Here is a 19,711-nt window from a genome sequence, read left to right on the forward strand (position 1 = left end):
CGTCAGCTTCCTGCCACCGGCATCGGCGGCGCCTGGACGGGCAGCTTCTCCACGCGGACGGCCGTGGCCTTGAACTCCGAGGTGCCCGACTTCGGGTCCCAGGCGTCGTTGGTCAGCACGTTGACGTCCACCTCCTCGGTGAAGTGCGGGGTGAAGGACGCGAGCCCCGGACGCAGCGACGGGTCGACGGCGACCGGCGCCTCGACGGCGCCGCGCCGCGAGACCACGCGGACCCGGTCGCCGTCGGCGATCCCGAGGCGGGCCGCGTCGTCGGCGTCGATGCGCAGCGACTCCCGGCGGCGCAGCGGCGACGAGTAGCCCCCGGTCTGCACGCCGGAGTTGTAGGCGTCGAGCACCCGCACCGTGGTCAGGCGGATGGGGAACTCGTCGTCGAGGGCGTCGACGGGCGCCACGTGCTCGACCGGCGTGAACGGCGCCGGGCGGCCGCGGTCGGCGGGGTCGTCGGCCCACAGCCGGGCGTGCATGAGCGGCGTGCCCGGGTGGTCCTCCGACGGACAGGGCCACTGGAGCCCGCCGAGGGCGTCGAGGCGGGCGTAGCTCATGCCGGCGTGCCAGTTCAGCGACACCGAGCGCAGCTCGTCCCACACCTCCTCGGCGGTCGGCTCGCCCCAGTCGTGCCCCAGCGCGGTGGCCAGCGCCGAGATGATGTGGGTGTCCGGGCGCGCCTGCCCCGGCGGCTCGATCGCCTTGCGGACGCGCTGCACGCGTCGCTCGGAGTTGGTGACCGTGCCCTCGTACTCGCACCAGTCGGCCGTCGCCGGGAAGACGACGTCGGCGAGCTCGGCGGTGGCGGTGCGGAAGATGTCCTGCACGATCAGGCAGTCGAGGCTCGACAGCAGGTGGCGCGCGTGCGCCGCGTTGGCCTCGGACTCCGCCGGGTTCTCGCCGATGCAGTAGAGCGCGCGCAGCTCGCCGCGCTCCATCGCCTCGAACATCTGCGACAGGTGCATCCCCGGCTCGCGGGGGTAGTCGTCGGTGCCCCAGACCGCGGCGTAGCGGGCGCGGGCGTCCTCGTCGCCGACGTCGTACCCGCCGGGCAGCTTGGCCGGGATCGCCCCCATGTCACCGCCGCCCTGCACGTTGTTCTGCCCGCGCAGCGGCACCAGGCCCGACCCGTAGCGCCCGACGTGCCCGGTGAGCAGCGCGAGGTTGATCAGCGCGAACACGTAGTCGGCGGCGTTGTGGTGCTCGGTGATGCCGAGCGTCCAGCAGATCTGGGCGCGGTCGGCCCGGGCGTAGGCGTGCGCCAGCTCGCGGATCGAGGCCGCGGGCACGCCGGTGATCTCCTCGGCGCGCTCGAGGGTGTAGGGCTCGACCGTCGCCGCGTAGTCGTCGAACCCGGTGGTCGCCCGGTCGACGAACGCGCGGTTCACCAGGCCCGCGTGGATGATCTCGCGCCCGATCGCGTTGGCGAGCGCGATGTCCGTGCCCACGTCGAGCCCGAGCCACGAGTCCGCCCAGTGCGCGGTCGAGGTGTGGCGCGGGTCCACCGAGAACAGGCGGGCGCCGTTGCGCAGGCCCTGCAGCACGTGGTGGAAGAAGATCGGGTGCGTCTCACGGGCGTTGGAGCCCCACAGCACCAGCAGGTCGGCGTGCTCCGCCTCCACGTAGGCGGAGGTGCCGCCGCCGGCACCGAACACCGTCGTCAGACCGACGACACTGGGAGCGTGTCAAGTGCGGTTGCAGCTGTCGACGTTGTTGCTGCCCATCACCACCCGCGTGAACTTCTCCGCGGTGTAGTTCATCTCGTTCGTCGCCTTCGAGCAGCTGAACATCCCGAACGCGTCGGCGGGCACGCCGCGCAGGCCGGCCGCGGCGCGGGTGAGCGCCTCGTCCCAGCTCGCCGGCCGGAGCTCGCCGTTCTCCCGGACGAGGGGCTCGGTGAGACGCACGTGGCGTGGCTTGCGCATCCTCGGTACTCCCAACACAACGGGTGTCGCCGTCGTCACCATCGTAGGTCGCGTTGCGAGGCGCGTCACACGGCTGATCCCGATCACCGGAACACCCGTCGTCCGGCCCGCGGCCATCCCTGCCCGGGAGGAGAGGTCGTTCCCCTGTTTGGGGGTGTGCACCGGCCGGGAAACGAGCGCTCGATGTGCACCGAGTGACAGGTGAAGGCACACACCGAGGAGGAGCGATGGCGGGCAACCCGCGGGTCGAGCAGGTGGTCGAGCAGGTCCGGAGCCTGAACGAGCAGATCGTGAGCCGCGCACGGCAGGGCGGCGAGGAGTCGCTGCGCGCGTACAAGGAGCTGCTCGAGAACGTGGCCGAGGCCGAGGAGGCGGCCGGCAACCGGACCGCCGAGTGGGTGCAGGCGTTCGCCCGCGCCCAGGCGCAGTTCACCCGGGAGCTCGCGGAGACCTTCCCGGCGCTCCTCCAGCGCCTCGGCTCCGGGATCGGGGGCGCGGCCGGCGCGGCCGCCGACCAGGCCCGTCGCGTCCCGGGCGTCGCCCAGGCCGAGGGCGAGGCCAAGGGGGCGGTGTCGGTGGAGGACGACCTGCCGATCGCGGGCTACGACGACCTCAACGCGACCGAGGTCGTCGCGAAGCTCGACGGGCTCTCCGCGGGCGACCTGGGCAAGGTCGACGCCTACGAGCGGCGGACCAAGAACCGCAAGACCGTCCTCGACAAGATCGCCGCCCTGCGCTGACGGGTGCCGTGCCCGGGCACGTTTCGTGCCCGGGCACGGCCGTCAAGTCCCGCGCGCATGACGCAGCCTCCCCCGCAGGAACAGACCCACCCCGGCAGCACCGGGGCGATGGACCCCGAGCCGAACGACGAGATGCGCGACTACGTCGGGCGCGACCTCCTGGCCGGGAAGAAGGCGCTGATCACCGGCGGTGACTCCGGCATCGGGCGCGCCGTCGCGGTCGCGTTCGCCGAGGAGGGCGCCGACGTCGCGATCAGCTACCTCTCCGAGGGGGACGACGCGACGCACACCCAGTCCGTGGTCGAGGCCAAGGGCCGCCGGTGCGTGCGCCTGCCCGGCGACATCGCCGACCGCGACCACTGCGCCCGCATGGTCGGGCGGGCGGTCGAGGAGCTCGGCGGCCTGGACGTCGTGGTCAACAACGCCGCGGTGCAGACGCCGGTCGACGGGCCCGAGGAGCTCTCCGACGAGCAGTGGGAGCGCACGTTCGCGACCAACGTGTCCAGCTTCTTCTGGATCACGAAGGACGCGCTGCCGCACCTGGGGGAGGGCTCGGCGATCATCAATACCGGCTCGGTCAACGGCCTGCGCGGCAACAAGGCGCTGCTCGACTACTCCGCGGCCAAGGGCGCGGTGCACGCGCTGACGATGTCGCTGTCCCAGCAGCTGCTCCCGCGTGGCATCCGCGTCAACTGCGTCGCCCCCGGGCCGGTGTGGACGCCGCTGATCCCGGCGACGATGCCCGAGGACAAGGTCGACTCGTTCGGCGCGCAGGCCCCGATCGGGCGCCCGGCGTCCCCCGACGAGATCGCGCCGTCGTACGTGTTCTTCGCGGCGAACCGGCTCTCGTCGTACTACAGCGGCGAGGTCCTGGCCCCGGCCGGCGGCGAGACGCACCCCGGCTGACCCGGTGCCTCACGGCAGGTGAGCAGAAGGACGTGCTCCGGCACGTCTTTCTGCTCACCTGCGCGGAGCGCACCTCAGGCGGCCACCGGCTCCGCGGCGGGGGTGCTCCCGGTGCGCGGAGCCGGGACGTCGGCGGGCTGCGGGGCCCGCTCCTCGCGGCCGGTCAGCCGGTCGACGAAGCGCTTGAGCTCGCCCGCCACCGGCAGCGACAGCTTCCAGATCGACCGTGTCGACTGCCAGAACTGCCGCGGGAACGGACCGGTCGTGTAGGGCAGGTCCCAGCGCGCGCAGATGTCGCGCACCTTCTCCGCGATCTCCGGGTACCGGTTCGACGGCAGGTCGGGGAACAGGTGGTGCTCGATCTGGTAGCCGAGGTTGCCGCTCATGAGGTGCATGAGCCTGCCGCCGGTGAAGTTGGCCGACCCGAGCAGCTGGCGCAGGTACCACTCGCCCCACGTCTCGCCGTCGAGTTCCTCCTCGGTGAACACCTCGGCCCCGTCGGGGAAGTGGCCGCAGAAGATGATCGCGTAGGACCAGACGTTGCGGATGAGGTTCGCCGTCGCGTTGGCCGCGATCGTCGCGGGGAAGAACGGGCCGGACAGCGCCGGGAAGGCCACGTAGTCCTTGAGCGCCTGCTTGCCCGCCTTGCGCCCGATCTGGCGCAGCTTGGCCTTCATCTCCTCGGGGTCGGCGTCCATCTTTGCCGCGCCCTCGATGTCGAGGTCGTGCAGCGCGACACCCCACTGGAACAGGAACATCAGCAGCGCGTTGTAGAGCGGCTGGCCCAGGTAGTAGGGGTGCCACGGCTGGTCGGAGCGGACGCGGAGGATCTCGTACCCGACGTCCTTGTCCTTGCCGATCACGTTCGTGTACGTGTGGTGCAGGTAGTTGTGGGAGTGCTTCCACTGGTCCGCGGGGCAGACGTTGTCCCACTCCCACTGCGCCGAGTGGATCTCCGGATCGTTCATCCAGTCCCACTGGCCGTGCATGACGTTGTGGCCGATCTCCATGTTCTCGAGGATCTTGGAGGCGGCCAGCGCGGCGGTGCCGGCGATCCAGAGCGGCGGCAGGATGCTGCCGACCAGCGCCACGCGTCCGCCGATCTCCAGGCGGCGCTGCAGCCTGATGACGCCGCGGATGTACGCGGCGTCGTCCTCCCCGCGCGACACCTCGACGTCGCGGCGGACCGCGTCGAACTCACGCCCGATGGCCGCGACGTCGGCCTCGCTCAGGTGCGTGAACTCCTTGATGTCCGAGATGGCCATGAGGGGTTGCCTCCGCATCGTCTGGGGCCCGTTCGGTACCTGAAGTACTAGGTACCCAAGGTACCGACACGAACCTCCGCGCGGGGGCGGTGATCGCTGTGTCCCCCCACACCGCAGCCGGGATGGCCCCGGTCACAGCCGCCCTCGGGCGGGTCGGGCGGCGGCCCCGTCGAGGGTCGGGCGAGGATGCGGCGCCACCCGATCGGGGGTCCGGACGATCGCGGCCGGATTCGGTAACGGAATGGTCACGGCGCGCGATACGCGGTCACGGAGCAGAAGGGAGGGGCATGACGACGCCGACCTCGGTGCCGGTCGCCCTCGAGGACGGCCGGGCCACGATCGAGCCCGGTCGCCTCGTGGCCGGTCGCTACCTCCTGCTCGCGCCCGTGGGGCGCGGGGGATCGGGCTCGGTGTGGCGCGCCCACGACGAGCTGCTGGACCGCGACGTCGCGATCAAGCGTCTCCACGGCGGCCGCGCCCTCGACGCGCAGCGCGCGCGCCTCGTGCGCGAGCGGGCGCACCGGGAGGGGCGCGTCGCCGCCCGCCTGCACCACCCGCGGCTCGCCGCGATCTTCGACATGACCGAGCTCGACGGCGAGGTCTGCCTCGTCATGGAGTACGTCGCCGCCCCGTCCCTGGCGGACCTCCTCGATCGCGAGGGCCCCCTGCCGCCCGTGCGGGTCGCCGCGATCGGCGCGCAGATCGCCGAGGGGCTCGCCGCCATGCACGCGCGGGGCATCGTCCACCGCGACGTCAAGCCCGCCAACGTCATGATCGGGCTCGGCGACACCGTCACCGTCGCCGACTTCGGCATCGCCGTCGTCGACGCCGAACCCGGCACCGCCGACCAGCTCGTGGCCGGGACGCCGCACTTCATGGCCCCCGAGCTCGCGCGCGGTGGCCCGGCGACGGCCGCCGCCGACGTGTTCTCGCTGGGCGCCACGCTCTACGCCGCGCTCGAGGGCGCCCCGCCCGTCGGGGACGGCGGCAACGCGCTCGAGGTGCTCTCGCGCGTCGCGACGGGCGTGGTGGCGCCCGCCCGGCGCGCCGGGGACCTGACGCCGGTCCTGCGCGCCCTGCTCGACCACGACCCCGCCCGCCGGCCCGACGCGGCCCGCGCGGCGCGGCTGCTCGCGGGGCGCGACGTGGCGCCCGCGAGCGGCGCCCTCCCGGTGACCGGGGCCGGGGACGGCGAGGCACGCGGCACCGGCACCGCGGTCCACGCCGACCTGCTCGGCGAGGGCACGCCCCCCGACCCGGGCGAGGCCGACCCGACCGGTCTCGACGCCGACGAGGCCCGCACCGGCCCGCTCCTGCTGCCCGGGCCCGCCCGTCCCGCCGCCCGTCCCGCGACCAGGGGGGCGACGCCGGTCGCCCCGCCGCCGCGCCGGTCGCGGCGGCCCGCACGCCGGGTGGTGGCCGTGGGCGCCGGGCTCGTCGGCGTCCTGGGGGCGGCGGGGGTCGTCGCGGCCGCGACGGGCTCGTCGGACCCGGTGCCGCTCGCGGCGCCCGAGTCGCCCGTGCCCGCGCCCGTTCCGGTGGCCGCGCCACCGGTCGTCCCGGCCGCGCCGCCGACCACGACCACCCCGCGTCGCACGACCAGCACGGCCGACGACGTCGAGGAGGTCGCGTCGTCCTCGCCGTCGACGAGCCGACGGTCGCGCGACTCCGCCGACTCCGCCGACCGTGCCGCCGCGTCGTGGGAGCGCTGGTACGAGCGCTGGCGGGCCCAGGCCCGCTCCGACCGCGACGGCGACCGGGACGACGACCGTCCCCGCGGGCGCGCACGCGGACGCGACCGCTAGGCGGTCGATCAGGCGCTCGTGCGCTCCTCGGGCTCCGGCGACCGGGGCGCCGGGACGTCCGGCTCCTCGCCCCGGGGAGCCGGCACGGGGGGTGCCGTGGCGGCTCCGGCCGCGGTCGGTGGCCGGCGCACGATCCGCCGGATGCGTGGCTCCTGGATCAGCCGATCGGCCAGTGGGTCGCGCATGACGCCTCCCGTGCGTCCCCGTGGGCGGGGACGTCGATCACCGAGGCTAGGGGTGGCGGCGGCCGATGCGCTGTACGTCTTTGTGCGTACGTCCGGGTGGCCGCCACACGGGTGTCGCGGCATCCACCTTCACGACGAGGGGACCGCCCGGTACGTTCCGATCCGGGGCCGCCGGTGCGGACGAGGGGCCCGCACCGGCGAACGCCCGCGCCGGCGCCCCGTCCCCGGGTGAGCCCTCACCGCCCGGTGCGCAGCACCTCGCACAGCGTCAGCGGCTCGGCGTCGGCCGCCAGGGGCAGCGCGCGCCACCGCGGGGCGCGGCGCAGGGCCGCGTCCGCCGTCGCCGCCCACCCCTCGACCGCCGACCAGCGCACGGCGCGGACCGCACGCGGCGGGTCGGCGTGCACCCGCAGGGTGAAGCCGGCACCGGTGCCGTCCGGGACGACCTCGACGTCGTCCTCGTCGAGCAGGTCCAGGGCCGTGGCCACGGCCTCGGCGCACGCCGTGGCGTGCGCGAGCACCCAGGGAGCGGCCTCGGTCGAGCTGTCGATCGTGCTGGTCGTACGGGTCGGCGCGGTCATCGGGTCACCTCCTGGCGGTCCACGGGGACCGCTCGGTTACCGACGAGTATCCCCGCGCCGCCGGGGCGGGTCACTCCGGGTCGTTGTGGGCGTGGCCACCCGTGCGGTAGGGCCGCCCGAATGCCCCGTGGCACCGGTCACGCACGTCAGAGAGCGGCGAACGGTGACAGCTCCGATCGGTTGACCACGGCGGTTGGACGGGCAAAACCTGACGTTGCGTCACCACAACAGCGGCGGGCCCCGTTCCCGTCCACCGACCCCGAGGGACCCGGACCCCACGGATCGGGGAACCACCAGGGCCCGACCCGGAGGGCGGGGCCCCGGCGCGTCGGCACGCTCGGGGCATGACCACCCCGCAGAGCAGCAGCCCCGTCCCCTCGTCCGTGCCGGCCTTCGGCTTCCGCCGCAGCGTCCGCGACCGCTGGATCGCCGGCGTGTGCGGCGGGATCGCCGCGCGCACCGGGCTGGACGCGAACCTCGTCCGCGTCCTCGCGGTACTCCTGGCCGTGTTCGGGCACCTCGTGGGTCTGATCGCCTACCTGGCCGCCTGGGCGCTGGTGCCCGAGGAGGGGGCGGGGGAGCGTGTCGCGCCGGTGTCGCCGCCGGACGACCCGACGCCTCCGACCAGCCCTCCGACCAGCCCTCCGACCAGCACCGTCTGACCCTCCGGCGGCGACCGGGCGGGCGATCTACGCTCGCCCGCGTCGTCGGCCCAGGAGGACAGCCCCGGACATGCAGAGTGCAGGAATGCCCAGCCCGCCCTTCACCTCGGTGTACCACCAGGGCTTCGTGCGCGTCGCGGCCGCGACGGTCCGCACGACGATCGCCGACCCGCCGGCGAACGCCGCGTCCCTGCTCGCGGTGGCCCGGCAGGTCCACGACGACGGGGCGGGCCTCGCCGTGTTCCCGGAGCTGACGCTCTCGGGCTACTCCATCGAGGACCTGCTGATGCAGGACACGCTCCTCGACGGGGTGGTCGACGCCCTCGCCGAGATCGTCGCGGCGTCGTCGGAGCTGACCCCGGTGCTCGTGCTGGGCGCGCCGCTGCGCCACCGCCACCGCATCTACAACTGCGCGGTCGTCGTGCACCGCGGGCGGGTCCTGGGCGTCGTCCCCAAGACCTACCTGCCGAACTACCGCGAGTTCTACGAACCCCGCCAGATGGCGTCCGGCGCCGGTGAGGCCGGGACGATCCACATGCTCGGCGAGGACGTGCCGTTCGGCGCCGACCTGCTCTTCGACGCCACCGACGTCGACGGTCTCGTGCTGCACGTCGAGGTCTGCGAGGACATGTTCGTGCCGATCCCCCCGAGTGCCCACGCCGCGCTCGCCGGGGCCACGGTGCTCGCGAACATCTCGGGCAGCCCCATCACGGTCGGGCGCGCCGACGACCGCCAGCTGCTCGCGCGGTCGGCGTCCGCGCGGTGCTCGGCGGCCTACGTCTACGCCGCGGCGGGCGACGGGGAATCGACCACCGAGGTCTCGTGGGACGGGCAGACGAGCATCCACGAGAACGGGGTGCTGCTGGCCGAGACCGAGCGGTTCCCGGCCGGCGAGCGGCACGCGGTCGCCGACGTCGACCTGCGCCTGGTGCGCTCCGAGCGCCTGCGCATGGGCACCTTCGACGACAACCGGCGCCGCGAGGAGCAGCCGTTCCGCACGATCGGCTTCGTGCTCGACCCGCCGGCGGGCGACATCGGCTTCCGGCGGACCGTCGAGCGCTTCCCGTTCGTCCCGGCCGACCCGGCCCGCCTCGAGCAGGACTGCTTCGAGGCCTACAACATCCAGGTCGCCGGGCTGCTGCAGCGGCTGCGGGCGATCGGCGACGCCAAGGTCGTCATCGGGGTCTCGGGCGGGCTCGACTCCACCCACGCGCTCATCGTCGCCGCCCGGGCGATGGACCGCGCCGGGCGCCCCCGCTCGGACATCCTCGCGTTCACGCTGCCGGGCTTCGCGACGGGGGAGCGGACGAAGGGCAACGCCGAGCGCCTCGCCGAGGCCCTGGGCGCCACGTTCGAGACCATCGACATCACCGAGACCGCCCGGCTCATGCTGGCGAACCTCGACCACCCGTTCTCGCAGGGCGAGCCGCAGTACGACGTGACGTTCGAGAACGTCCAGGCCGGCCTGCGCACCGACTACCTGTTCCGGGCCGCGAACCAGCGCGGTGGCATCGTGCTGGGCACCGGCGACCTGTCCGAGGCCGCGCTCGGCTGGTCCACCTACGGCGTCGGCGACCAGATGAGCCACTACACGGTCAACAGCGGCGTCCCGAAGACGCTCGTGCAGCACCTCATCCGCTGGGTGATCAGCTCGGAGCAGTTCTCCGACGAGGTCGGCACGGTGCTGCAGGACGTCCTCGACACCGAGATCAGCCCGGAGCTCGTCCCCGCGGACGCCGACCAGGACATCCAGTCCAGCGAGCAGAAGATCGGGCCCTACGACCTGCAGGACTTCACCCTCTACTGGGTGCTGCGCCACGGGTTCCGGCCGTCGCGGATCGCGTTCCTGTCGTGGCACGCCTGGCGCGACGTCGACGCCGGGGTCTGGCCGCCGGGCTACCCCGAGGGCGACCGGCGGGCCTACGACCTCTCGGAGATCCGGGGTTGGCTGCGGGTCTTCGCCCAGCGCTTCTTCGGGTTCGCCCAGTTCAAGCGCTCGGCGCAGCCCAACGGTCCGAAGGTCGTCGCGGGCGGCTCGCTCTCGCCGCGCGGGGACTGGCGCGCGCCGTCGGACTCGTCGGCGACGATCTGGCTCGCCGAGATCGACGAGCACGTGCCGGAGAGCTGACGGGCTCCCACGGTCGGCGGCAGCGCCGCCCCCGATGGTCCGGACGGTCGCCGACGCACGGACGTTCGGCCGCCGGACGCGCGCGAGCGGAACCGGCGTGGAAATCTGCACTCGACGCCACGGAGACGGTCTGATCTTCTGACCGCGCCGCCACGACACCGAGGGAGCACGGCGATGACCATCACCCCCAGCCGATCAGGATCGATCTTCGGCCACTCGGTCAAGCGGACCGAGGACCAGGCCCTGATCACCGGGGCCTCCCAGTACACCGGTGACCTGCCCGTCGAGGGCTCGTACCACGTGGTCTTCGTCCGCTCGCCCATCGCGCACGGGACCCTGAACGCGGTCGACGTCGAGGAGGCGCGGGCGAAGCCGGGCGTCGTGGGCGTCTACACCGACGGTGACCTGCAGATCGCCGACCGGCCGGGCCTGCCCGGCGTCGTCCCCGACGCCATGTCGCGCCCGCCGCTCGCGCGCGGGCGCGTGCGTTTCGTCGGCGACATCATCGCCGCGGTCGTCGCCGAGACCGCGGGCCAGGCGCTGGACGCCGCCGAGAGCGTCTTCCCCGACATCGACCCGCTGCCCGCCGTCGTCGGCATCGAGGAGGCCCTCGCCGACGACGCGCCGGTGATCTTCGAGGAGCACGGCTCGAACGTCGTCGCGGGCGCGGGCACCGGCGACGTCGAGGGCCTGTTCGACGAGGCCGACGTCGTGGTGTCCGGCAAGTTCTACAACCAGCGCCTCGCGGGCGTCCCCATGGAGCCGAACGCCTGCGTCGCGGTCCCCGGCGAGCCCGACGGCGGCGTCACGCTGTGGCTGTCGATCCAGACCCCGCACGGTGCGCGCGACGCCCTCGCGAGCGACCTCGGCCTCGACGCCACCCAGGTGCGCGTCATCGCCCCGCGCGTCGGCGGCGGCTTCGGCCCGAAGGCGACGGCCTACCCCGAGTACTCGATCGCCGCGCGCGCCGCGATGGACCTCGGCCGGCCGGTCCGCTGGACCGAGACCCGCTCCGAGAACATGCTCTCGATGGTGCACGGCCGCGCCCAGGTGCAGCACGCCGAGCTGGGCGTGAAGCGCGACGGCACGATCGTCGGGCTGCGCGCGACCGTCGTCGGCGACGGGGGCATGTACCCGGCGGTCGGCACGATCCTGCCGAGCCTGACCCAGCTCATGGCCCAGGGCGTCTACGACATCCCGGCCATCGACTTCACGTGGAAGACCGTCGTCACCAACACGACGACCACCGGCGCCTACCGCGGGGCGGGGCGTCCGGAGGCGACGCAGCTGCTCGAGCGGATCATCGACATCGCCGCCGACGAGATCGGCGTCGACCCGCTGGAGATGCGCCGGAAGAACTTCCTGCAGCCCGACGCGTTCCCGATGACGAGCCTCACCGGCGCCGAGTACGACAACGCCGAGCACGAGAAGGCGCTCGACGCGGTCAAGCAGGCCGCCGACTACGACGCGCTGCGCGCCGAGCAGGAGCGCCGTCGCGCCGAGGGCAGCCGCACCGCGCTGGGCATCGGCGTCGCGTCCTACGTCGAGGTCACCGCTCCGCTCGGCCTCGACGGCGAGTACGGCTCGGCGCAGGCGCACCCGGACGGCACCTTCACCGTCATGGCCGGCACCAGCGCCCACGGGCAGGGCCACGAGACCGCGTACGCGCAGCTCGCGTCCGGGGTCCTCGGGGTGCCGATGGACAAGATCAAGGTCGTCCAGTCCGACACCTCGCTCGTGCGCAGCGGCGCCGGGACGCTGGGCTCGCGCTCGCTGCAGACCGGCGGCAGCGCGATCCACAACGCCTCCGAGCAGCTGGTCTCGCGCGCCAAGGAGATCGCGGCGCACCTGCTCGAGGCGTCCGTGGACGACATCGAGCAGACCGACGGCGGCTTCGGTGTCCGCGGCATCGCCGACCGGGAGATCACCTGGTCGCAGGTCGCGACCGCCGCCGAGGACGGCTCGGGCACCGACGACGGGTCGAAGGGCCCGCTGCTCGAGGAGCTCGACTTCAAGCAGGGCCAGTCGAGCTTCCCGTTCGGCTCGCACATCGCTGTCGTCGACGTCGACCTCGACACCGGCATGGTGCGCCAGCGCCGCCACGTCGCCGTCGACGACGCGGGCCGCATCCTCAACCCGATGCTGGTCGCCGGGCAGCAGCACGGCGGCATCGCGCAGGGCATCGCGCAGGCCCTCTACGAGCGGGTCACGTTCGACGAGGACGGCAACCCGACCAGCGGCAACCTGGCGTCCTACGTCATCCCGTCGGCGGCGGACCTGTGCGGGTTCGAGGTGTCGAACACCGAGACCCCGACCCACCTCAACCCGATCGGCGCCAAGGGCATCGGGGAGTCGGGCACGATCGGCTCGACGCCCGCGGTGCACAACGCCGTCGTCGACGCGCTCTCGCACCTGGGCGTGCGGCACATCGACATGCCGCTGACCCCGGAGGCCGTGTGGCGCGCCATCGAGGGTGCCCGGGCCGAGGACCCGGCCCGGCGCCAGCAGGCCGGCCCCGAGTACGCCGGCGAGCCCGGGTCGCAGCACTGAGCAGCTCATCGCCGTCCAGGCCACCACGCTAGCGCTGCCCGTCGCGACCGAGGGCCGGCGGGCCGCCCAGGACCGGCCCATGTGAGCGATTTTCCCGGCGATCGCCGGGAACATCGCTCACATGGGCCGAACGGACTAGCCGGGGAGGACCCAGCCGACGGGGTCGGCGAGGCGCAGGGCCGACTCGGGACCCCAGCTGCCCGGCGCGTAGGGCTCGGGCCGGCGGTGGTCGTCGAGCACCTCGGCGGCCGCGGTCCAGACGTCCTCGAGGCCGTCGGGGCGGGTGAACAGGGCCCGGTCGCCGGTGAGCACGTCGTGGATGAGCCGCACGTACGGGGGGAGCGGGTCGCCGCCCGAGAGCGTGTCCAGCGGGATCTGGGTCCACGTGGAGCCCAGCTCCGACGACGCCCCGGGCGTCTTGACGTTCATCGACAGCGCCAGCGCGCCGTCGCCGGCGAGGTCGAAGCAGAGCACGTTGCCGCGCGAGGGCAGGTCGCGCTCGGCGACCGGGCCGCCCTCGGGGTCGCGGAAGACCAGGTTGACCTTCTGGTGGCTCTCGGCCATCCGCTTGCCGGTGCGCAGCAGGAAGGGCACGCCGCGCCAGCGGTCGCTGTCGACCCAGAGGCGGGCGGCGACGAAGGTCTCGGTGGTCGAGTCGTCGGCGACGTGGTCGAGGTCGCGGTAGCCGTCGAACTGCCCGCGGACCACCTCGTCGCGCGCGAGCGTGCGGAAGCACCGGATGACGTCGTTGCGAGCGGCGGCCACGTCGTCGGGCGCGAACGACGCCGGCGGGTCCATGGCGACCTCGGCGGCGACCTGGAACAGGTGCGTCACGAGCATGTCGAGCACCGCGCCGGTGGCGTCGTAGAACTCGGCGCGGTCGGCGACGTCGAGGGTCTCCGGGACGTCGATCTCGACCGCGGCGACGTGGTGGCGGTCCCAGGAGCTGCCGAACAGGCCGTTGGCGAAGCGCAGGGCCCGCAGCTCCTGGGTGGCCTCCTTGCCCAGGAAGTGGTCGATGCGGAAGACCTGCGACTCGTCGAGCACGTCGTGCACGACGCGGTCGAGCTCGCGGAAGCTCTCCAGGGACGTGCCGAACGGCTTCTCGTAGACCACCCGCGAGCCCTCGGCGAGGCCGTGGGCGCCGAGGGCGCGGGTGTAGTCGCCGAAGGTCTGGGGCGGCAGGCCGAGGTAGTGCACCAGCTGCGCGTCCTGCCCGATCTCGCCGCGGGCCTCGGCGACGCGGTCGAGCAGCTCGCCGGGGTCGTCGGCCGTGAACCCGCCACCGGCGAAGCGCAGCCCCGCGGCGAACTCGTCCCACGGCCCGTCCTCCGGCGTCAGGCCGCCGAACTGCTCCAGGGCCTCGCGGACCTCGTCGCGGAACTGCTCGTCGGTCTTGCTGCGGCGCCCGTTGCCGATCAGCCGCCACTCGTCGGGCAGGAGCTTCTCCTGGACGAGGCGGAAGAACGACGGCAGCACCAGGCGCTGGGCCAGGTCGCCCGTGGCGCCGAACAGGACGAAGACGGTGGGGCCGGGGGCGGCGGTCGACGAGGACACGGGCTCATCGTGCCCGTGTTGCGCGCCACCGACACCCCCGGCGCCCACCATCGAGGTCGGTCAGCCCCGGGCCGCGACGAGCTCGCGGGCCTCCTGCTCGGTGGAGACCGCGGGGTTCGAGCCGGGCAGCGGGCGCCCGGCGGGGTCGCGCAGCCTGGTCAGCACGACGACGCCGACGATCCCGAAGATGATCAGGTAGACCGCGGGCCAGTAGGCCCACCCGGTGCTGAGCACCACGGCCGTCATGATCAGCGATGTCGTCCCGGCGAAGGCCGAGACGAAGATGTTGAACGAGATGGACAGGCCGCCGTAGCGGATCTCGGTGGGGAACAGCGCCGGCAGCGTCGACGGGCAGGTCGCCGAGAAGCAGATCAGCAGCGCGCCCATGACGGCGAGGCCCAGGCCGACCAGCGGCACCGACCCGCTCTTGAGCACCAAGATCATGGGGAAGGCGAGGACGATCGTCCCGACGGCCCCGGCCCACAGGATCGGCTTGCGGCCGACGCGGTCCGACAGACGGCCCAGCAGCGGGATGATGAAGACCGCCACCCAGAGCACGGCGATCTGGAGCCACTGCGAGGTCGTGCTGTCGATCGCGGTGCCGCCCACGACGGTGACGTTGTCCTCGAGGTAGGTCGGCATGTAGCTGGTGAGCATGTAGTTCGGGACGTTCCAGGCCACGACGAGCCCGCCGGCCGCGAGCATGGCCGGCCAGTAGTCGACGAACAGCTTCTTGATGCCGGCGCCGGCCTGCGTGCCCTCGCGCTCCTCGGATTCCGAGAGCAGCGTCTGGAATGCCGGTGTCTCCTCGAGCCGCACCCGCAGATACACGCCGACGATGCCCAGCGGCAACGCGATGAAGAACGGGATGCGCCACGCCCAGGTGGACGCGAACTCCGGGGTCGAGACCAGCGGGATGATGGTCGCCACCGTCGCGCCGAGCGCGTAGCCGATGAACGTGCCGCATTCCAGGAAACTGCCGAAGAAACCGCGCCGGCGGTCGGGGGAGTACTCGGCGATGAACGTCATCGCGCCCGCGTACTCGCCGCCGGTGGAGAATCCCTGTACGACGCGGCAGAGCACGAGCAGGATCGGCGCCCAGATGCCGATGGAGGCGTACGACGGGATGAGCCCGAGCAGGAAGGTCCCGATCGCCATCATGATGACGGTGATCGACAGGACCTTGGTGCGGCCGATGCGGTCGCCCAGCGGGCCGAAGAACAGCCCGCCCAGCGGTCGGACCAGGAACGACACCGCGAAGCCCGCGAACACCCCGACCTGCGCCAACGTCGGGTTGTCGGGCGGGAAGAAGTTCTCCTCGATGGTCGTCGCGAGGTAGGCGTAGACCCCGAAGTCGAACCACTCGGTGATGTTGCCGACCGCCGCGGCACCGACCGCGCGCTGCATGGTGGGTGTGTCGGTGACGGTGACGCCCTCCGGTGTCCCGCCGCCCTCCTCGGTCTGGGTCATGCCGACTCCCCTCGTCGCCGGAGCGCTACTCCCGACGGGAACCTTTGTCCGCTTTGACGGGAACAATCCCGAAAGTCGTTAACGCCCGTTTACTTTTCCGTTCGGTCGGACATTACTGCGGACCCGCCGGAGGCACAGGGTGAACGCACGCGGTTGCTGTGCGTGGAGTCATGCGGGGGCGCCCGCGACGGGTGGAACACGTGCCGTCCGTCGCGCGTCTCACTTCGTGGGTGCAGTCAGCACCCGCCGTTCGCAAGCCTCGTGGACCGGTCGGGTCATCCGGACCCGGTCACCGGCCCCGGCGCGTGCACGTGGTGAGGAGGAGCCGTCATGGCGGCAGTGTTCATGGGCATGATCGTGAGTGCGGGAGCGGGCGTCGGGGTGGCCACCGCCCTCGTCCGCCACGCGCAGCGGAACTGGGCCCGGCGCCCCGCGACCGCGGTGGCCGTCGAGGCCTGACCCGGGGCGTCAGCGAAGTGCCTTCGCTGACACTCAACGTCCGTAACGGTACTTCGATCATGCTCGTCGGGCCGTCCCGCACCTCGCGGGGCGGCCCGACGTCGTCGTACGGAGGCGGGCTCAGCCGTCGGGACGCAGGTCGGCCTGCATGAGCACGGTGTCGGCCCACTGGCCGTACTTGTAGCCCACCGACGGCAACCGCCCGACCTCGACGAAGCCGAGGCGGCGGTGCAGCACGATCGACGGGGTGTCGTGGCGCGACCCCGCCAGCGCGGCGATGACGGCCACGACCTGGCGCACCTCGGTACCCCGCAGGGCGTCGAGCAGGCCCACGAGCAGCTGCGACCCGAGCCCGCGACCGGCCGCCTCCGGCGCGATGTAGATCGAGTCCTCGACGGTGTAGCGGTAGGCCGCGTGCGGCCGGAACGACGCCGCGTACGCGAAGCCCTCGACCTCGCCGTCGACCTCGGCGACGAGGAACGGCAGCCCGTGGCCGTAGCCGGTGGTGATGCGCTCGCGCCAGGTGTCGTCGGTGGGGGGCTCCTCGACGAAGGTGGCGATGGAGCGCAGCACGTAGCCCGCGAAGATCGCGGCGACCCGGGGGGCGTCGTCGGCGGTGGCGGGGCGCAGGACGCCGGTGCCGGGCGCGGTGCTGGACCCGGCGGCGGACTCGGCGGCGGACTCGGTGGACACGTCCCGATCCTGCCCTCGCTGCCGGGCCGGTGGCTACTCCACGCGGACCAGGGAGAACTCCCACTCGCCGGCCGGCCCGTTGAAGCCGGTGCGCTCGTAGATGGCGACCTGCCCGCCACCGGCCATGTCCGACACCGTGCGCCGCAGGCCGTGCTCACCACTCGGCAGCGGGATGCGCTGGAGCAGCGGCGGCTCCTCGCCGGCGTCGTCGGGCAGCGTGATCGACCCGATGCCCTGCAGAGGGCCGTTGACGTACCGGACAGCGAACTCCATGTGCCCTCCCAGACGAGATCGGCTCACCCTACGACCCCGGGGCGCGGTCGTCATCGCGACGTCGCCGCCGCCCTTGCCCTGAACTGTCGACTGATGACCCGCCGCCGATCACGTAGCGTGGTGCCGTGCGTTCGGCTCTCCTCATGCTCGGCGGTCTGGTCCTCCTCGGGATCGGCATCGGCGTGCTCGTGCTCGGCGTGCCGGGTGCGTGGGTGCTCGGGCCGACGGCGATCGTCCTCGGCCTGGTCGCGAAGGTCGGCGGGTTCGTGCTCACCGGCGACGGCGGCACGCCGGGCCCCCGCGGGTCGGGCCGGACGGTGACGACGCTCGGTGCGACGACCGATCGTGCCCGCGCCGCGTCGTCGACGGGCCGGAGCTCCGCGCTGCGCCGGGCCCGCACCGCCCGCGCCACCGCCCGGAGCTCCGAGGCCGCCCGCGCCGCGGCCCTCGCGCCGCAGCACCGTCGCGGTCGCCGGGCCTCCTGAGCCCCGTGACCGCCGCCTGGGAGTACGCGACGCTGGAGATCTCGGCGGTCGGCCTGTCCGAGGACGCCGCCGCGGACGGCGAGAGCGCGGAGTGGCAGATCTACGCGATCGGCCCGGCCGGCGAGCTGCTGCTCGAGGAGTACCGGCCCTACCGCGTCGCCTGGGCGCGCGTGTACGCCGAGCAGCTCAACCACCTGGGCCGGCAGGGCTGGGAGCTCGTCGCCCTGGCCGGCCCGCAGGGCGCGCTGGTGCCGAGCGCGCCGGGCCGGGCGCCCGGGACCGCGCCGCACGTCGTCGAGACGCGGTTCGTGCTGCGGCGCCCCACGCCCTGAGGGCCCGTCGTTAGACCGGCCAGGTCTCCTGCCGCCAGGCCGCGTCCCAGAACATCCACTCGTAGCGGCAGGTCGTGACGAAGTGCGCCCGGACGCGCTCGCGCTCCGCGTCGCCGAGGGTCGGCCCGATCCGGTCGGTGAGCGCGAGCACCGCGTCGACGACGGCCCGGAACTCCTCGCCGCCGTACATGGCGATCCAGCGGGCGTAGAGCGGGTCGGGGGAGGAGGCCGCGAGCAGGGCCTCGCCGACCTCGGCGTAGATCCAGTAGCAGGGCAGGACCGCGCCGAGCCCCTCGGCGAAGGAGCCGCCGTGGCAGGTGGCGAGCAGGTAGGACGTGTAGGCGGTGGTGGTGGGCGCGACGGGCACGGCCGCGGCCTCGGCGCCCGAGAGCCCGAGGGCGTCGGCGAGCCCGGCGTGCATCTCCTGCTCGGCGGCGATCGCCCCGGCGGCGTGGCCGCTGAACATCACCGTGTCGGCCTCGGAGGGCGCGCGGGCCGCCAGGAGCGCGAGGGCGCGGGCGTAGCCGCGCAGGTAGTGGGCGTCCTGCACGATGAAGTGCCGGAACGCGTCGTGGGGGAGGGTCCCGTCGGCGAGGCCGGTGAGGAAGGGGTGCTCCCGCACCCGGGCGTAGACGTCGGCGCCGTCGGCCCACAGGTCGTCGCTGAAGCCCATGGCGAGCACCCTGTCACGCGCGGGGTGAGATCATCGCGGGGTGCGGGCGTGCCGGGTCGTTCTCAGCGGGCCCCGTCCCGGTCGCGCCGCGGGCCTCGCGCTGGGGGTGCTCGCCGACGCCGTGCTCGGCGACCCGCGACGCGGGCACCCCGTCGCGGCGTTCGGGGCGGTGGCGTCGTGGCTCGAGCGGCGGTGGTGGGCCGACCGGCGCGGTCCGGGCGTGGCGTACGCGGCGGTGCTCGTCGGCGGGGCGGTGGGCGTGGGGCTGCTGGTCGAGCGTGTGCGGCACCCCGCGGTGCACACCGGGCTGACGGCGGCGGCGACCTGGACGGTGCTGGGTGGGACCTCCCTCGCGGGCGAGGGCGCGGCGATGGCGGCGTCGCTGTCCGCCGGTGACGTCGGCGCCGCACGGGAGCGGCTGCCGCACCTGTGCGGGCGCGACCCGTCGGCCCTCGACCCCGACGGTCTCGCGCGGGCGGCGCTGGAGTCGGTCGCCGAGAACACCGCCGACGCCTTCGTGGCGCCGCTGGTGTGGGGCGCGATCGCCGGGGTGCCCGGGCTGCTCGGGCACCGGGCGGTGAACACCCTCGACGCGATGGTCGGGCACCGGTCGGCGCGCTACCGGCACTTCGGGTGGGCCTCGGCGCGCGCGGACGACGTCGCCGGCGTGGTGCCCGCGCGCGTGTCGGCGCTGGTCACGACCGCTGTCGCGCCCCTGGTCGGCGGCTCGCCGGCGGCGGCGTGGCGGGCGTGGCGCCGGGACGCCCCCGCCCACCCGAGCCCGAACGCCGGCCCCGTGGAGGCGTCGTTCGCCGGCGCCCTGGGGCTGCGCCTCGGCGGGCGCACCGTCTACCCCTACGGCGTGCAGGACCGCCCGGTGCTCGGCGACGGCCGCCCGCCCGCCGTCGCCGACCTGCCCCGCGCCGTCCGCCTCTCCCGCCTCGTGGGCCTGGTGACGGCCGCGCTCGCCATGGTCGTGTCAGCCTGGCGGCCACGCACGCATTGAACGTCGGGAA

The 19,711-nt window shown here is 73.8% G+C and carries 18 protein-coding genes; 10 read left to right on the forward strand and 8 right to left on the reverse strand.

Going from position 1 to position 19,711, the window contains the following annotated elements:
- Positions 1 to 2: 2 nt before the first annotated feature.
- Positions 3 to 1,931, reverse strand: coding sequence for a molybdopterin oxidoreductase family protein (locus ACYX4T_RS02515; protein WP_476013006.1), 1,929 nt, complete (start codon positions 1,929 to 1,931; stop codon positions 3 to 5).
- A gap of 227 nt (positions 1,932 to 2,158) precedes the next feature.
- Here ACYX4T_RS02515 and ACYX4T_RS02520 point away from each other — a divergent pair, with 227 nt between their 5' ends.
- Both ACYX4T_RS02520 and ACYX4T_RS02525 read left to right on the forward strand, forming a co-directional pair.
- Positions 2,159 to 2,671, forward strand: coding sequence for a hypothetical protein (locus ACYX4T_RS02520; protein WP_476013007.1), 513 nt, complete (start codon positions 2,159 to 2,161; stop codon positions 2,669 to 2,671).
- 57 nt (positions 2,672 to 2,728) lie between these two features.
- Entirely contained in the window at positions 2,729 to 3,577 is an 849-nt protein-coding gene (locus tag ACYX4T_RS02525) for an SDR family oxidoreductase (protein ID WP_476013008.1), read from the forward strand.
- A gap of 74 nt (positions 3,578 to 3,651) precedes the next feature.
- On the opposite strand, the gene ACYX4T_RS02530 is transcribed toward ACYX4T_RS02525, so the two are convergent.
- Entirely contained in the window at positions 3,652 to 4,842 is a 1,191-nt protein-coding gene (locus ACYX4T_RS02530) for a fatty acid desaturase family protein (protein WP_476013009.1), read from the reverse strand.
- A 287-nt stretch (positions 4,843 to 5,129) separates the two neighbouring features.
- Here ACYX4T_RS02530 and ACYX4T_RS02535 point away from each other — a divergent pair, with 287 nt between their 5' ends.
- On the forward strand, positions 5,130 to 6,647 hold the full coding sequence (locus tag ACYX4T_RS02535) for a serine/threonine-protein kinase (protein ID WP_476013010.1): 1,518 nt from the start codon (positions 5,130 to 5,132) through the stop codon (positions 6,645 to 6,647).
- 421 nt (positions 6,648 to 7,068) lie between these two features.
- Here the strand turns inward: ACYX4T_RS02535 and ACYX4T_RS02540 are convergent, their stop codons facing one another.
- Entirely contained in the window at positions 7,069 to 7,413 is a 345-nt protein-coding gene (locus tag ACYX4T_RS02540; protein WP_476013011.1) for a hypothetical protein, read from the reverse strand.
- Between the two features lie 344 nt (positions 7,414 to 7,757).
- Between ACYX4T_RS02540 and ACYX4T_RS02545 the strand changes: the two genes are divergently transcribed.
- The 3 genes from ACYX4T_RS02545 to ACYX4T_RS02555 all read left to right on the forward strand — a co-directional run bounded on the left by ACYX4T_RS02545 (position 7,758) and on the right by ACYX4T_RS02555 (position 12,753).
- Positions 7,758 to 8,075: a PspC domain-containing protein gene (locus ACYX4T_RS02545; protein ID WP_476013012.1), complete on the forward strand. Its 318-nt coding sequence runs from the start codon at positions 7,758 to 7,760 to the stop codon at positions 8,073 to 8,075.
- Between the two features lie 85 nt (positions 8,076 to 8,160).
- Positions 8,161 to 10,203 carry an NAD(+) synthase gene (locus ACYX4T_RS02550; RefSeq protein WP_476013013.1) on the forward strand — a complete coding sequence of 681 codons (2,043 nt, stop codon included), beginning with the start codon at positions 8,161 to 8,163 and terminating at the stop codon, positions 10,201 to 10,203.
- Positions 10,204 to 10,377: 174 nt separating this feature from the next.
- A complete protein-coding gene (locus ACYX4T_RS02555; RefSeq protein ID WP_476013014.1) occupies positions 10,378 to 12,753 on the forward strand; it encodes a xanthine dehydrogenase family protein molybdopterin-binding subunit in 2,376 nt (791 codons plus the stop codon).
- 135 nt (positions 12,754 to 12,888) lie between these two features.
- On the opposite strand, the gene ACYX4T_RS02560 is transcribed toward ACYX4T_RS02555, so the two are convergent.
- Both ACYX4T_RS02560 and ACYX4T_RS02565 read right to left on the reverse strand, forming a co-directional pair.
- Complete coding sequence (locus ACYX4T_RS02560; protein ID WP_476013015.1) at positions 12,889 to 14,310, reverse strand: glucose-6-phosphate dehydrogenase; 1,422 nt, start codon at positions 14,308 to 14,310, stop codon at positions 12,889 to 12,891.
- Positions 14,311 to 14,370: 60 nt separating this feature from the next.
- Entirely contained in the window at positions 14,371 to 15,780 is a 1,410-nt protein-coding gene (locus ACYX4T_RS02565; protein WP_476013016.1) for an MFS transporter, read from the reverse strand.
- 330 nt (positions 15,781 to 16,110) lie between these two features.
- Between ACYX4T_RS02565 and ACYX4T_RS02570 the strand changes: the two genes are divergently transcribed.
- The gene (locus ACYX4T_RS02570; protein ID WP_476013017.1) at positions 16,111 to 16,239 is read left to right on the forward strand and encodes a hypothetical protein; all 129 of its coding nucleotides are present in this window, start codon (positions 16,111 to 16,113) and stop codon (positions 16,237 to 16,239) included.
- Between the two features lie 120 nt (positions 16,240 to 16,359).
- Here the strand turns inward: ACYX4T_RS02570 and ACYX4T_RS02575 are convergent, their stop codons facing one another.
- Both ACYX4T_RS02575 and ACYX4T_RS02580 read right to left on the reverse strand, forming a co-directional pair.
- A complete protein-coding gene (locus ACYX4T_RS02575; protein WP_476013018.1) occupies positions 16,360 to 16,932 on the reverse strand; it encodes an N-acetyltransferase family protein in 573 nt (190 codons plus the stop codon).
- Positions 16,933 to 16,965: 33 nt separating this feature from the next.
- Positions 16,966 to 17,205, reverse strand: a complete 240-nt coding sequence (locus ACYX4T_RS02580) for a hypothetical protein (RefSeq protein WP_476013019.1) — start codon at positions 17,203 to 17,205, stop codon at positions 16,966 to 16,968.
- Between the two features lie 125 nt (positions 17,206 to 17,330).
- On the opposite strand from ACYX4T_RS02580, the gene ACYX4T_RS02585 reads away from it, so the two are divergent.
- Both ACYX4T_RS02585 and ACYX4T_RS02590 read left to right on the forward strand, forming a co-directional pair.
- Positions 17,331 to 17,690, forward strand: coding sequence for a hypothetical protein (locus tag ACYX4T_RS02585; protein ID WP_476013020.1), 360 nt, complete (start codon positions 17,331 to 17,333; stop codon positions 17,688 to 17,690).
- 5 nt (positions 17,691 to 17,695) lie between these two features.
- Entirely contained in the window at positions 17,696 to 18,022 is a 327-nt protein-coding gene (locus ACYX4T_RS02590) for a hypothetical protein (RefSeq protein WP_476013021.1), read from the forward strand.
- Positions 18,023 to 18,032: 10 nt separating this feature from the next.
- Here ACYX4T_RS02590 and tenA read toward each other — a convergent pair whose 3' ends face one another.
- Positions 18,033 to 18,695: a thiaminase II gene (tenA, locus tag ACYX4T_RS02595; RefSeq protein ID WP_476013022.1), complete on the reverse strand. Its 663-nt coding sequence runs from the start codon at positions 18,693 to 18,695 to the stop codon at positions 18,033 to 18,035.
- Between the two features lie 40 nt (positions 18,696 to 18,735).
- Here tenA and ACYX4T_RS02600 point away from each other — a divergent pair, with 40 nt between their 5' ends.
- On the forward strand, positions 18,736 to 19,701 hold the full coding sequence (locus tag ACYX4T_RS02600) for a cobalamin biosynthesis protein (protein WP_476013023.1): 966 nt from the start codon (positions 18,736 to 18,738) through the stop codon (positions 19,699 to 19,701).
- The last annotated feature ends 10 nt before the right edge of the window (positions 19,702 to 19,711 follow it).

The organism is Actinomycetospora sp. ABD4_176, assembly GCF_056311855.1.